This is a genomic window from Bacteroidota bacterium (assembly GCA_036522515.1).
In the GTDB taxonomy this organism is placed as follows: domain Bacteria; phylum Bacteroidota; class Ignavibacteria; order UBA10030; family SZUA-254; genus VBOC01.
In genome coordinates this window covers 214,185-228,240 of sequence record DATDFQ010000043.1, presented here as the reverse complement: position 1 = coordinate 228,240, position 14,056 = coordinate 214,185, and the positions used below count along the sequence as shown (strand labels likewise).

The window sequence follows — 14,056 nt, the reverse complement described above, 5'->3', positions numbered from 1 at the left end:
AAAACGAATGTGGAGAATCCTGCGCAAGCAGGGTTCTCCGCATTTTTTTATCTCCGGGTACGGAGCGGGGGACGGTGACGCCGTGAAGAAATCCGACGGAACGTCCTCGGTCGAATCGCTCGAGCTGAAGCGAAGCGGACGGAAGTCCATCTATCCGCCGACCGAAAAAATCCGGGTCCTCGAGGTGGACAATTTTCCGCTCCTGGGGAAAATCACGGCGCTCCGGTTTATCGAATGGGTCCTGAAGAACCCCGGCGGGGTGATTTCCCTTCCGACGGGCAAGACGCCGGAATATTTCATCAAGTGGGTGACGCGGATCCTCGAACGCTGGGAGACGCCTGAAATCCGATCCCTCCTCGAGGAGTATGAAATCGACTCCTCGAAGCCGCCGGATATGAAAAGCCTGACCTTTGTGCAGGTCGACGAGTTTTATCCGATGGACGCGCGGCAGCACAACAGCTTTTATTATTATGTCAACGAGTTCTACATCAAGCAGTTCGGCCTCGTGAGGGAGAAGGCGTTGCTCATCAACGGCACATCGCTCGGCTTGCCCCGGGGGAGATCGATGCAGGAGCTCTTTCCGGAGAATGTCGTCGATCTTTCGCTCCGGGTCCGGCAAACAAGAACCGACCTTGAGCGGTTGCAGAAGAAAGTGATCAACCAGGTCGACGTCTTCTGCATGGAGTACGAGTCAAAAATCCGTTCCATGGGAGGAATCGGATTTTTTCTCGGCGGCATCGGCCCCGACGGGCACATCGCGTTTAACGTCCGGGGTTCGAGTTTCTATTCGGTCACGCGGCTGACGGGGACGAACTACGAGACACAGGCTGCGGCGGCGACAGATCTCGGGGGGATAGAGATTTCGAGGAGCCGCCTCGTCATCACGATCGGCCTCGAAACGATCACCTACAACCCCGCCGTGACGGCGATTATCATGGCGGCAGGCGATGCGAAGGCCTCCATCGTCCGGCAGGCGATCGAAGAGAAGAAAGACCCGCAGTATCCGGCCTCCGCGCTCCAGGGACTGGCAAACGGGAGATTCTACCTTACCAAGGGGGCGGCGAGCCTCCTGACCGAGCGGCAGTTTGAGGAGTTCTCCGGGCTCAGGGAGATGGGATTCGATCAGGCCGACGACATCGTGATCACACTCGCGCTCTCGCGGGAAAAGGCCCTTCACGAGCTGACAGCGGAAGATTTCAAGAGCGACCGGTTTGGCGCCGGGCTCCTGAAAAAAACGGGGAGGAATCACGGCGATCTGGCGGACTCCGCCCGGAAGCGGATCATCGAAAAACTCGAGAAGGGGCTTCATCAGGTCTCCCGGACGACGTACCTCCATACCGAGCCGCATCATGACGATATCATGCTCGGCTATCTCCCGTATCTCTATCATCTCGTGCGCGACCCCACCAACCAGCACTATTTTGCGAACCTCACGTCGGGCTTCACAGCCGTCTCCAATCAGTACCTCCTGAGCATCGTCCGAAAGCTGGAGCGTCATCTTGAGGGGGAGACGTTCCGGTCGCTTCTCGAAGCAGGCTATTTCGACCCGGAAGACTCCAGCAAGCGGATGGAGGATGTCTATCTCTTCCTCGACGGCACCGCGGCTCACGGTCAGGAACGAAAGGACGAGGCGGAAGCGCGCAGGCTGTTCCGGAACCTGATCGGGGTCTATGGCACGAAGGAGATGAAGATGCTCCAGCTCCGGGTGAAGGAAATCGACGAATACGTCCGAACACAGTATCCGGGAGCCAAGGACCCGCCCGACATCCAGACGCTGAAAGGGACGATCCGCGAGTGGGAAGTCGAACTCCTCTGGGCGCACTTCGGAATCGAGAACTCCGCCATCCACCCGCTGCGCCTCGGATTCTACCAGGGAGATATTTTCTCGGAAGAGCCGAAAGTAAACAGGGACGTTCCCCCGATCCTCGCCCTTTTGAAGAGCGTCAAGCCGGACGTGGTCTCCGTTGCCTTCGACCCGGAGGGGAGCGGGCCCGACACCCATTACAAGGCGCTCCAGGCTGTCGCCGAGGCCCTCCGGACGTACGAAAAAGAAAGCGGAAATTCCTCGATCCGCGTGCTCGGGTACAGGAATATCTGGTATCGCTTCCGGCCCGCAGAAGCCGATATTCTCGTCCCGGTTTCGCTGAACACACTCTCTCTCATGCATACATCCTTCATGAATTGTTTCGGCTCCCAGAGCTCGGCTTCGTTCCCGAGTTACGAGCACGACGGACCGTTCTCGGAGCTCGCGCAGAACATCCAGGTGGATCAATATGCGGCGGTGAAGACCTGCCTGGGCAAAGACTTCTTTCTGAAGCATTCCCATCCCCGGATGCGCGCGGCGCGCGGGCTCATTTTCATGAAGGAAATGGATCTCCCGTACTTTTACAATAGGGTTCGCGAGTTGCGGAAATCCACCGAAGCAAAGGAGTAACCCGCACTTTTCCAGCCTTACCCCTGTCTCCGTTCGTACGATCCCCTCGCAAAAACTTTCGGATTTCCCCGAATCACCGGCCGGATGAAAAATTTTTAATCCTTAAAAAGGATTAACTTGACTTCACCCCGTGTTTGTATTACTATCACGTTGTAGCGCTTCGTACTATCTAACGTATTCACTAACGCCAGAGGGAAACGAAAGTGAACTACCAGATAAGGAAGCCGGGTTCGGGAATAACTTCATTTCCACGGGCCGCCCACCGCAGACCACACAGGGAGGAGACGCGCAGACCCCCCACGAAGGCGAACGAGAGAGCACCACACCCCGATTTTCTTCACCAGATATTTGAACGGCAGGCGGACGCGCGGCCGGGAGCAGTCGCCGTGCTCGCCGACCTGGAGAAGACAACGTACTCGATGCTCGAGTTCAACGCCAATCGGCTTGCGCGTCACCTACGCTCGAGGGGAGTGAAGCGGGGATCACGAGTAGCGGTTCTGCTGCCCTGCTCGACCGACGCCTACGCGGCGATCCTGGCAATTCTGAAAGCGGGCGCCGCATACGTGCCTCTCGACGTCGAATACCCAAGGGACCGTATCTCATATATTCTGAACGAATCAGGCGCGGAAGTACTCCTGACCACGAGCGATCGCACAAGGCAGTTCAGCGGGTTTCGAGGCACCGTCATCCATCTCGATTCCGACCGTATTGAGATCGATGCCGAGAGCTCTCTCCGTCTGGCCCCGGCGGAAGTCGGTGCGAGTCCCCGCGACCTTTGTTACATCATGTATAAATCGGGATCAATGGGCCCTCCGAATGGAGTGATGGTCCAACACCGGCAGGCGTCGCATCTGGTGTACGCCGAAGGCGAAACCTTCCACTTCAGACCGGAAGACTGCGTCCACCAGGGCGCTTCCCTCTCTTTCGATAATTCGATCGAAGAGATGTGGCTTGCCTTCGAATCGGGGGCGCTGCTCATCTCCCCGAACTTGCAGGTGGCCCATACAGGACCCGATCTTTCGCGTTGAACAGCCCCGCCCGCATCCCTCGGGGACGGCTCGCCCATCCCGGTCATAACGGGGGGTGAACCGCCCCAGCGAGCGGGGGTTGTGTATATTCGCGGGGTGTGACAGGGCATGGAGCGCAGGGGGGCGTACAGAGAAGGAGTGAATGACATGCAATCGCTTGTTGAGAGTGTGGAGGTTCAAGTTCACGGCCCCTCGGACGATCCGATGAAGGGGAAGTGCGGCGCCCACGTCTGGCTTTGCGACCTCGATGACGCCCGCACCTATGAGGTGAGTGGCGCAACAGAATTGCTCCCTGAGGAGTATGCCCGCGCGCAACGGATCAGGAATCTGATAGAGCGCCGCCGGTTTATCGTGCGATCGATTTTCGTGAGGGATGTGCTCGGCAAACTCCTCGGTGTAGCGCCGGGATCTCTCGAATTCGCAACGGGGCCGAGGGGGAAACCCCGTTTGCTGCGCCCATACGGAGGAAGGAGTTGGCCGGCGTCCGGTTTCGGGTTTAACATTTCCCATTCCGAAAATGTGCTTGCCCTCGGGGTGGCGGCCGGTTGGCAGGTCGGTATTGACATCGAAGTTGTTCACCCCCTGCTTGATATGCTCACGATCGTGGACACCCAGTTTGGCCCGTTGGAGTTCGAACGCCTCGCCGCGCTTCCCGCCCCCGATCGCACACTCGAATTCTATCGGTTGTGGACGGAGAGAGAGGCGGCCGCAAAGCTGGAAGGGAACGGGATCGCGTTGGAGCCGCTCCGCGGGACGCCAGTTTATTCACACCGGACCATCCATCCGCTGACCTTGACGTTCGCGGGAAAAGAAGTTGTCGGGAATATGGCGCTCGGCCGGGAACCTCGTGCGGACAAGCGCCCGTTTCCGCTGTCTCGGGGGATATCCGCACGCCGACTGTTCCGCGCTCTTGTCGAATAAAGAGGAGACACCCGCGTCCCAATTGAACCCACCTTACCTGCGAACCGTCGGCAAGCGCGGCAGGATCACGATCTGGGTGGTCGACGGTGCGTATGTGCGGACTCATCTGGATAAAGAATTCACAAATTACGGCCAGCATTACGTCTTCGAGTGTATTCCCGAGGACGAATTCTGGCTCGACGATGAGGCGATGCACGATGAGCAATCCTTCTTTATCGACCACCTGCTGGTCGAGCATCACCTGATGGCCAAAGGGCTTCCGTACGATGCCGCGCTTACCGCGGCCGATCATACGGAGAGGGCGGAACGAAAACGGGCCGGCGATGTAAGGAAGGTTGCCGATCGAGGAAGCATCCCCGATCCGACGAAGGTGCATGTGAGGTTGTGGAAAGCGCTCGAATCGGGGGTATCCGTGTGGATCGTAGATGGAAGGCTGGTGCGGAGTGTCTTTGACGTCGATTTTACGGAAGGGGGGCACGATCATGTCTACGAGTTCGTGCCGGAGAATGAAGTCTGGATCGACAATGATTTGACGGAAGCCGAGCGTCCGTACGTGCTTCTTCACGAGTTATACGAACGGAACCTCATGGCAAAGGGATCCACCTACACAGACGCCCACGAGGAGGCAAGCAAGATCGAACACCATACCAGGCATCACCCCGAGGAACTCCACACCGCACTTTCCGACCAGGGGTGGGAGGCCGGCTAGCTCCCGCCTCCGTTGATATCTCCCTCAAATTTCGTACATTCACTTCACCAGACCGGGGTATCCCGCCTGCCGCGTCACACACTACCATGAGGCATCATGCTCCCTGAGATTTTGGCCAGAAACCTGCGCGTTGTCTTTGTCGGAACAATCATTTCGGAACTCTCGGATGAACTGGGTTTTTATCATCTCGGGGCAAACGACCGGTTTTGGGAGCTTTTGGAGTACGCGGGTTTCACTCCCTCGGCGGTCATACCCCCCTCCGAACGCAAAATCCTCCTGGACGTCAATCAGTCCGGTGCGCTCAATGAAATTTACAAGAAGTTCTTTTTCGAGAAAAAGGAATCAGCGCTGTTGAAACAAAGGGTCGGCTTAACCGTTCTTAACCGGAGACGGGTCGCCGGAAGGGAAGACGATCCGGGAGCGGAGCCCACAATCGACGATGTGAAGAAGTTCGTGCAGAAGATGGAAAAGTTCAAACCGATGATCATCGCCTTTGTCTCCAGGGAGGAAAGCTTCAGCCGGAGTTGGAATCCCCTCTATCCTTCGGCGAGCCGGCAGAAGGGGAAACAGGATTTCTCCATAGGCGCTTCCGAAATCTGGCTCCTGGGGAGCACCATCGCCCGCGGCAAGGAGAACGATGCCATGGAGCAGCTCTTTGACGACCTCGCCGACCGCCTGAAAGTACTGGAGAGTCAGATCACGCAGACCCCCGGCCCCTCCTGAACCACCTCCACCGATCCTGATCATGCCCGGGCATCCCTGGTTGCGCACCGTCGACCTCTGCCGGGCCTACAAACGCGGTCCTCAGGAGGTCCGGGCCCTCGACGGCGTTTCGCTTGACATCGGGCGCGGCGAATTCGTCGGCATCGTCGGATCTTCGGGTTCGGGCAAATCGACGCTTCTGAATCTCCTCGCGGGATTGGATACTCCCAGTTCGGGAACCGTTGAGTTCGAACGTTCCGCGCTTTCGAGTTTGTCGAGGAAACAGCTCTCTGCCTACCGCGCCTACAAAGTCGGCATGATCTTCCAGTCGTTCAATCTGATCAGCCACTATACCGCGCTACAGAATGTCGAAACGGGGCTCTTCTTCAATCAGACCCCACCTGCGGAACGCCGCAGGCTTGCGACGGAGGCCCTCGGACAACTCGGCCTGTCGGACCGGATCACCCACAGGCCTTCAGACCTCTCGGGCGGAGAACAGCAGCGTGTGGCGGTCGCCCGGGCGATCGTCAAGAAACCCGAGATCCTGCTTGCCGATGAGCCGACGGGCAACCTCGACCACGATAACGCCGGCCAGATCGCGCAACTTCTCTCCGAACTGAACGGGGCGGGACTGACCATCGTGATGGTCACGCACAATATCGAGATGGCGCAGCATAGTTCGCACCGCCTGATCCGCATGCAGTATGGAAAGATCGTATCGACCGAGGGGGGAAGGTTGGCGGGGAGGGAGACCGAGTGACCGCCCGCGACCTGCTTGCGATCTCGGCCGGAAACCTCTGGAGGATGAAATTACGAACCGGCCTGACAATCGCCGGGATCGTCATCGCCATCGCCGCATTCGTCTCGATGGTTTCGTTCGGAGCAGGCACCAAGGAGAATATCGACAGGCAGTTCAGAGAGCTCGGGCTTCTCACGACGATCCAGGTCTATCCCCAGCGGAGGCCGAACGAGCCTGAGGGCCTCAATGCGGCGTTGAACTCTGCCCGGCTCGACGCGGCGGCGACCGAACGGATCGGGAAGATCCCCGGAGTTCTTCTGGTCTATCCGTACGACCTCTTTTCGGTGAAGCTCCGGCTCGGGGATTCGCTCATCGATGCGCGCGCGCAAGCGCTCTCCCGGGCGGCGCTTCAGACGAAGCTCTTTTCGAGGCTGCGCGCGGGGAAAATCTTCGACGCCGACACCTCGCGGCAGGTGGTCCTCTCCGCGAACCTTCTCAAGCGATTGGGAACCACGTTCCCCGATTCGCTTGTCGGCCTGCACTGCATCGTCTCGGTGCAGGTCTCGACGATCGACAGCGCGTTCGGGCACGTCCTCGCCGACGGGGGTGTGACCGCGCTCGACAGGCTCCGGCGCATTCATGTTGATTCGCTCCTCTTCAACCTGGCCTACCGGAGCCGGGTGATTCGAGCCGAGGCAAACGAGGCGGTGCGTCGGTTCGTGGCTGGATTCCTAAACGCACGCCGGACTGTGAGCGATACGCTGACGGTTTCCGGGGTCATGGAAACGGAGCAGGTGGGGAGGGTCCGGATGGAGCCGGTGATCATCCCGTTCAGGACGGGGGAGCGATTTACGCGGAGCGGCATGAGCGGAAATCCGACCGACCTGTTCGCCGCAATGAGCTCCGGAAACCTCTTTTCCTCCGCGGATGACCCGTCGGGGAAGACTTTTTCCCAGCTCACGGTCAACTTCGATCCCCACGTCCTCTATACATCGGTGAAGGATTCGATCGAAGCGATGGGGTACAGGACCTTCAGCTTTGCCGAGGCGTTCGAGGAAATCCAGAAAACGTTTGTCTATTTCAATACGGCTCTGGGCCTGGTGGGGTTGCTCGCGCTCGTGACGGCGTCTCTCGGGATCGTCAACACGATGGTCATGTCGATCCTCGAGCGGAAACGGGAGATCGGGATCTTCAAGTCGCTCGGAGCCGATGACAGGGAGATCAGAGCGCTCTTCCTCGCGGAATCGGGGGCGATGGGATTCATCGGCTCCTCCATCGGCATCCTGTTCGGCTGGGTGATCACACGGATTGTCTCTGTCGTCGCCCATATCTATATGCGAAGGGAAGGCATTCCGGAGCTCGAGCTCTTCGCCCTGCCGCTCTGGTTGATCCTGATCGCCCTGGCGATCGGCATCGGCGTGGCCGTCGTGGCGGGCCTCTATCCCGCTTCCCGGGCCGCGAGGATAGATCCGGTGGAAGCGTTGAGGAACGATTAAGGATTAGCGCTTATGTGGTGTCGCAATTTCATTTTTTGCTCGTCATCCCGACATGTTTTAGGTCGGGATCTTTACAAGAGAGTTGAAAGATGCTGACCAGGAGCATGTCAGCATGACGAGGTGGAGAGACCTTCGGCCAAATTGAGACACCACCGGCGCTCGGGGGTCAATTGACATTTCGACTCAATTTCAGTAAACTACCTCGTTCCACTCCCGGTGTACTCAATATCCACTGCTCAGATGGAGGAATACCATATGCGTCGATTCGCACTTCAAGCGGCACTCTTTGCGTTTCTGGTCAGCCCCGCCCCCGCTCAGACTGCTGACGAAATCCTTGCCAAGTACCTCAAGACCGTCGGCGGCATGGAGAAGATTCAGGCGGTGAAAACGCTTCGCCGCACGGGAAAATTCACGGGCGGCGGCGGTTTCGAGGCGACGGTCGGGCAGGAGAACAAGCGCCCCAACCTCGTCCGGCGCGAGTTCTCGATCCAGGGCCTCACCGGGATCAACGCCTACAACGGCAAGTCAGGGTGGAAGATACAGCCCTGGGGCGGAAAGAAAGACCCCGAATCGCTCGGCGAGGAGGAGATGAAACAGATCCTCGAAGACGCCGATTTCGACGGTCCGATGATCGACTATCGTGCGAAGGGGAACAAGGTGGAATTTGTCGGCATGGAGCCCGTTGAGGGAACCGACGCACTCAAGCTGAAGGTGACGCTCGCGAACGGGGATATCCGGTACTACTACATGGACACCGACTATTATGTTCCGATCAAGATCGATATCAAACGGGTGGTGCGTGGCGCGGAACGCGAGTACGAGACGATTCTGGGCGACTATAAGGAGGTGGACGGCTGGTACCTCCCCTTCTCGGTTGAGACCGGCTCAAAGGGCGACCAGCAAAAGGGGAAAATAACGTACGAGAAGATTGAGGCGAACGTGCCCATCGACGAGAGCCGCTTCGAGAAACCGGTCGTTGCCGGCACCCCGGCGAGCGGCAAATAATGAATTTAATCATCGCACTCAAGGAATCAGCAGCTATGAAAATCAGATTGCTAGAAATGTCTCACGCAGTAGCCCTCGCACTGGTGTTCCTCATCGCCTTCTTGACGGGCGGGCACGCTCAAACTTCTCCAGTAAAGATCGATGCAGAAACAATCTCCGGACTCGGGGCGCGAAACATCGGCTCCGCCGCAATGAGCGGCAGAGTCGCCGCGATCGATGCGGTCCATGAAGGGCAACGCCTCACCGTCTATATCGGGGCCGCGAGCGGCGGCGTCTGGAAATCGGTGAACGGCGGAACCACCTACAAACCGGTGTTCGACAAACAGCCGGTACAATCGATCGGCGCCATCACGATCGACCCCAAAAATCCCAAGACTGTCTGGGTCGGTTCCGGGGAACCCTGGACACGCAACAGCGTTTCCATCGGCGATGGGATCTACAAATCGACCGACGCCGGTGAGAATTGGACGAACATGGGACTCAAAGAATCGGAGCGCATTTCGAGAATTCTTGTCGATTCGTCGAACACCTCAATCGTCTACGCCGCGGTGCCGGGCCGTCTCTGGAGCGACGGCGAGGAGAGGGGACTCTACAAGACCACCGACGGCGGAAAGAGCTGGTCGAACATCCTCAAAGGCGCGAATTCATCGACCGGTTGCTCCTCCATCTCGATGGCGCCGCAGCATCCGAAAACGATCTATGCGGGACTCTGGGATTTCAGGAGAAAGGGGTGGACGTTCCGCTCGGGTGGCGATAGCTCGGGAGTGCCGAGCGGGAGCGGGCTTTTCAAGACAACCGACGGCGGATCGAGCTGGACAGAGCTTACTCAAAAGAGCGCCGCGGGCCTTCCGGCGAAGCCCTGGGGGCGAGTCGCGGTGGCTGTGGCACCCTCCAAGCCGAATGTCGTCTATGCCTTCATCGAGGCCCAGCCGCCGAGCAACGGCCTCTATCGCTCGGACGACGGAGGAATGACCTGGCGGGCGCTTGACCGCAGCCAGGCCATGATCTGGCGCCCCTTTTACTTTGCCAATCTGATCGTCGACCCGAAAAATGAGGATAAGATATTCAAACCGGACGGCTCGCTGATCGTCAGCGCTGACGGGGGAAAGAGCTTCAGCAATATCTCCGGCGGGGCGCACGGGGACTTTCACGACATCTGGATCGATCCCGAGAACACCGACCATCTGATCGTCGGGGATGACGGCGGAGTCTGGTATTCCTACGACGGCGCGAACAACTGGTGGAAAGCCGCAAATCTTCCGATCTCACAATTCTATCACGTCAGTGTCGACATGGACCGGCCTTACCATGTGTACGGCGGGTTGCAGGATAACAGCTCCTGGGTGGGAGAGTCCCAGTATCCCGGCGGAATTACGAACGCCCAGTGGGAAAACATGTACGGCGGCGACGGCTTCTGGATGTTTGTTGATCCCTCCGACCCCGACTATCTGTACGCCGAGGCGCAGGGTGGTGAAATCGGCCGGGTGAACCGCAAGACGCATGAGATCCGCAACATCAAGCCGCTCCCCCATTACAAGGAAGGAAAGCTTCGCTTCAACTGGAACACGCCGATCCATGTGAGTCCGACCGAGAAAGGGACGATCTACATCGGGGCCCAATTCTTGTTCCGCTCGCGCGACCACGGGCAGACGTGGGACCGGATCTCGCCCGATCTGAGCACGAACGACCCCTCCAAACAGGAGCAGGAGAAGTCGGGCGGCGTGACGGTGGACAATTCCGCGGCGGAGATGCACACGACAATTTACGCCATCTGTGAATCGCCCAGGAATCCAAAGGTCGTCTGGGCAGGCACCGACGACGGAAATCTGCAGGTGACCCGGGACGGCGGAAAAAGCTGGAAGAACACGGTCCATAATATCACCGGCCTTCCCTCCAACGCGTGGGTCTCCTCGATCGATGCCGGCCATTTCGCGGAGGGGACAGCCTATGCCACGTTCGACCTCCACACATTCGGAGATATGCGGCCGTACGTCTACAGGACGACCGACTTCGGCGCGACCTGGTCTCCGGTGGTCGCGGAAGGGAGTGGCGTCCGCGGCTATGCGCACGTCGTCAAAGAAGACCTCGTCGATAAGGATCTCCTCTTTGTCGGCACCGAGTTCGGGTTGTGGGTTTCCCTCGACGGCGGCCGGCAGTGGGCGCAGTACAAAGGCGGCGACCTTCCGGATGTCGCAGTCCGCGATCTTGCGATCCATCCCCGGGATCACGATCTCGTCATAGCCACACACGGCCGCGGAATCTGGATCGTGGACGATATCACACCCCTCCGGTCCCTGACCCCGGAGAACCTTTCGAAGAATGTCATAATCATCAAGGCGAATCCCCCGGTGCAGAAGCTTTCAGCGTCCGGGGGGTGGGCCGACGGCGACGCCACCTACACGGGCCCGAACCCGCCCGGCGACGCGAGTATCACGTATTACCAGAAGAAGAGACACATTTTCGGCGACCTGAAGATCGACGTCCTGGACGGAAAGGGGAAGGTTGTCGGCACGATCCCCAGCAGCAAGCGGCGCGGCCTGAGCCGAGTCATGTGGTCGATGCGGATGAAGCCGCCGAGAGTTCCGGCGGCGGCGACCGCCGCATTCAGCGCGGGTTCCGGGCCGCGTGTCCTGCCGGGGACATACACGGTGAGGATGATCAAAGACAAAGATACCTATACCACGGCGCTGACCGTCCTGGCTGACCCGCGGTCGAAGCATACCCTGAAAGAGAGGACGGAGCAGTTTGACCTGTCGATGAAACTCTACAATCTTCTCGAAGAGATGGATCTCTCCGTCGTCCGGATGAATAAGCTCCGCCGGGATCTCGACGACCGGGCCTCGAAACTGGGGGCTGACGACGTATTGGCCCGGGCACTCCGCTCGGCGTCGGCGCAGACCGATACCTACAGAAAAAAAATTGTCGCGACGAAAGAAGGGGGAATGATCACCGGAGAAGAGCGGTTGCGAGAGTATCTGGCCGATCTGTACGGCAGTGTGGTTGACTATGAGGGACGCCCGTCGAAGACCCAGGTGGAGAGGACCGACGCGCTGGGCCGTGAGCTGGCGGATGTGACCCATGAGTTCGAAGGGTGGATGACAAAGGAGCTCGCGGACGAAAACCCCAAACTGACGGGGATGAAGCTCGACCCGATCACAGCCCTGACGCGCGAAGAATGGGAGAGGAACACCGCAAAGAGATAGGGAAGCCGGACCAGGCCCACACCGCTCCTGCCGTGGACCGCTACATCCTCTGGCGCCTCCCCGGAGAGCGCGGGCAGGAGAGATCCGCACCCGAAGCGCTCGTCATTTCAATGGGTGAACATGGCGCGATGGTGGTGACCCCGGCAACGCGGGAGGAGCTTCAGCCCGGGGTGATTTCGGCCGGGGGCCGGATCGACCCGGTACAACATAATCTCGCGGAAAAAGCCCGCGCGAGGGAGGAAGGCATGAAATGGGAGAGGAGATTGAGCAGGTCTCCGCTCGGGAAGACGCAGCAGGACTTCGTCGCGTACTACTCCGAAGTGGTTGCCCTTTTCACCGAATGGTGCGCGTCCCACGGAGAGACGCTTCCCTCCCCCTGAATAGTCCATGATCCACCGATCCGAATGAAACAGAAATCCAAACCCGAAAAGGACGTGCGGATCGCGTCGAAGATCCTCATCGTCGACGACGAGGACTCGTCGCGTGAGATGAGTTCCCGCGTCCTGAACAAGCTTGCGGTCCAGATTCAGGAAGCCGTTGACGGCGCCGCGGCCATCAACAGCCTCAACAAAACATCCTTCGATCTCGTGCTCCTCGACCTGGGGCTGCCGCGGGTCAGCGGCATGGAGGTGCTCGAGTACGTCACATCGCACGCCCGCCTGACCCCGGTGATCATCCTTACCGGTTCGAACGACGTGCGGAATGCCGTGGAGGCGATGAAGCGGGGAGCGTACGATTATCTGAAAAAACCGTTCAACAACGACGAATTGCTTGTCGTCGTCCGGCGCGCGCTGGAATTTCGCTCGTTGAAGGTCTCCGCCGACATCGCCGGGCGATCGGAGGGCTTTTCCAATGCCAGCGAACGAATGGCCGGGGTTTCGAGGGCATGGCTCGAAACGTTGGAGAAGGCCCGACGTTTCGCCGCCAGCGACTTTCTGATTTTTCTTTATGGCGAAACCGGTTCAGGGAAAGAGGTGCTGGCAAGATTCATTCACGAGAATAGCGCCCGCAGCGACAGGCCCTTTGTGGGAGTCGATTGCGGGATCATCCCCGAAAACCTGGTCGAATCGGAGTTGTTCGGGCATGTGAAGGGGGCATTCACTGGAGCAGACACTACGAAGGAGGGACTGGTTGAGCTCGCGCGGGGCGGGACGCTCTTCGTCGATGAGATCGGCCATATCGATCTCAAATTCCAGCAGAAACTATTGAAGTTTATCGAGACCAAGACCTTTCGCCGGGTGGGCGACACGGCGGAGAGGACGGCGGATGTCCGGATCGTCACGGCGACAAATAAGAATCTTCCGGACGAGGTGGAAGCCGGGAGTTTTCGCGCCGACCTCTGGTATCGGCTGAATGTCATGAAGCTTGACATCCCGCCGCTTCGCGACCGGCCGGGGGATGTCCGGGCGATCGCCCAGCTCTTCCTGCGGAAGCACTCGCAAAAATATCCCGGGAAATTCTTCGCCGTTGACGCGCTGCGGACCCTGGAATCGTATCCATGGCCCGGGAATATCAGGGAGTTGCAGTCGGCCGTTCAGCGGGGTGTGGTCGTCTCGAAAGCGGACAGGATCGAGGCGGAGGATCTCGGAATCGATCCCGCGCGGCCTCCCGGCCGCAGCGCACGGTCTTCATCGGGGGATTCTCTCCTTTCGATGAAAGAGGCCGAAAAGCTCCACCTCTCCAATGTCCTGAGGGCAACGGGCTGGAACATCACGAGAGCCGCAACCGTCCTGAAAATCGGGCGGACGACCCTCCACGCAAAGCTGAAAGAGTACGGTCTCAAGCCGCAAACGTAGGCGGTCGAATAGGAGGAAAGTGC

Annotated in this window: 11 protein-coding genes; all 11 read left to right on the top strand. The window is 59.0% G+C overall.

All coding sequences use genetic code 11. The features are described from left to right. Positions 1 to 7 precede the first annotated feature (7 nt). On the top strand, positions 8 to 2,434 hold the full coding sequence (locus tag VI215_07320; protein HEY6192120.1) for a glucosamine-6-phosphate deaminase: 2,427 nt from the start codon (positions 8 to 10) through the stop codon (positions 2,432 to 2,434). Between the two features lie 203 nt (positions 2,435 to 2,637). Continuing rightward, entirely contained in the window at positions 2,638 to 3,462 is an 825-nt protein-coding gene (locus VI215_07315; protein HEY6192119.1) for an AMP-binding protein, read from the top strand. Between the two features lie 147 nt (positions 3,463 to 3,609). After that, positions 3,610 to 4,383 (top strand): 4'-phosphopantetheinyl transferase superfamily protein, encoded by a 774-nt coding sequence (locus VI215_07310; protein HEY6192118.1) that lies wholly within the window; start codon positions 3,610 to 3,612, stop codon positions 4,381 to 4,383. A gap of 22 nt (positions 4,384 to 4,405) precedes the next feature. After that, complete coding sequence (locus VI215_07305) at positions 4,406 to 5,092, top strand: hypothetical protein (GenBank protein HEY6192117.1); 687 nt, start codon at positions 4,406 to 4,408, stop codon at positions 5,090 to 5,092. Between the two features lie 96 nt (positions 5,093 to 5,188). Continuing rightward, positions 5,189 to 5,815: a hypothetical protein gene (locus tag VI215_07300; GenBank protein ID HEY6192116.1), complete on the top strand. Its 627-nt coding sequence runs from the start codon at positions 5,189 to 5,191 to the stop codon at positions 5,813 to 5,815. Positions 5,816 to 5,837: 22 nt separating this feature from the next. Continuing rightward, complete coding sequence (locus tag VI215_07295) at positions 5,838 to 6,554, top strand: ABC transporter ATP-binding protein (protein ID HEY6192115.1); 717 nt, start codon at positions 5,838 to 5,840, stop codon at positions 6,552 to 6,554. After that, positions 6,551 to 8,029 carry an FtsX-like permease family protein gene (locus tag VI215_07290; protein ID HEY6192114.1) on the top strand — a complete coding sequence of 493 codons (1,479 nt, stop codon included), beginning with the start codon at positions 6,551 to 6,553 and terminating at the stop codon, positions 8,027 to 8,029. The genes VI215_07295 and VI215_07290 overlap by 4 nt, the downstream gene beginning before the upstream one ends. Before the next feature lie 255 nt (positions 8,030 to 8,284). Beyond that, the gene (locus VI215_07285; GenBank protein ID HEY6192113.1) at positions 8,285 to 9,034 is read left to right on the top strand and encodes a hypothetical protein; all 750 of its coding nucleotides are present in this window, start codon (positions 8,285 to 8,287) and stop codon (positions 9,032 to 9,034) included. Between the two features lie 56 nt (positions 9,035 to 9,090). Further along, the gene (locus tag VI215_07280; protein ID HEY6192112.1) at positions 9,091 to 12,237 is read left to right on the top strand and encodes a sialidase; all 3,147 of its coding nucleotides are present in this window, start codon (positions 9,091 to 9,093) and stop codon (positions 12,235 to 12,237) included. After that, the gene (locus tag VI215_07275) at positions 12,210 to 12,617 is read left to right on the top strand and encodes a hypothetical protein (protein HEY6192111.1); all 408 of its coding nucleotides are present in this window, start codon (positions 12,210 to 12,212) and stop codon (positions 12,615 to 12,617) included. The genes VI215_07280 and VI215_07275 overlap by 28 nt, the downstream gene beginning before the upstream one ends. Positions 12,618 to 12,641: 24 nt before the next feature. Further along, positions 12,642 to 14,033, top strand: a complete 1,392-nt coding sequence (locus VI215_07270; GenBank protein HEY6192110.1) for a sigma-54 dependent transcriptional regulator — start codon at positions 12,642 to 12,644, stop codon at positions 14,031 to 14,033. Positions 14,034 to 14,056: the final 23 nt, after the last annotated feature.

Coding starts and splice junctions, on each gene's coding strand:
- VI215_07320 (HEY6192120.1), top strand. CDS start 8: ATGTGGAGAATCCTGCGCAAGCAGGGTTCTCCGCATTTTTTTATCTCC.
- VI215_07280 (HEY6192112.1), top strand. CDS start 9,091: ATGTCTCACGCAGTAGCCCTCGCACTGGTGTTCCTCATCGCCTTCTTG.
- VI215_07270 (HEY6192110.1), top strand. CDS start 12,642: ATGAAACAGAAATCCAAACCCGAAAAGGACGTGCGGATCGCGTCGAAG.
- VI215_07295 (HEY6192115.1), top strand. CDS start 5,838: ATGCCCGGGCATCCCTGGTTGCGCACCGTCGACCTCTGCCGGGCCTAC.
- VI215_07275 (HEY6192111.1), top strand. CDS start 12,210: ATGGGAGAGGAACACCGCAAAGAGATAGGGAAGCCGGACCAGGCCCAC.
- VI215_07310 (HEY6192118.1), top strand. CDS start 3,610: ATGCAATCGCTTGTTGAGAGTGTGGAGGTTCAAGTTCACGGCCCCTCG.
- VI215_07300 (HEY6192116.1), top strand. CDS start 5,189: ATGCTCCCTGAGATTTTGGCCAGAAACCTGCGCGTTGTCTTTGTCGGA.
- VI215_07285 (HEY6192113.1), top strand. CDS start 8,285: ATGCGTCGATTCGCACTTCAAGCGGCACTCTTTGCGTTTCTGGTCAGC.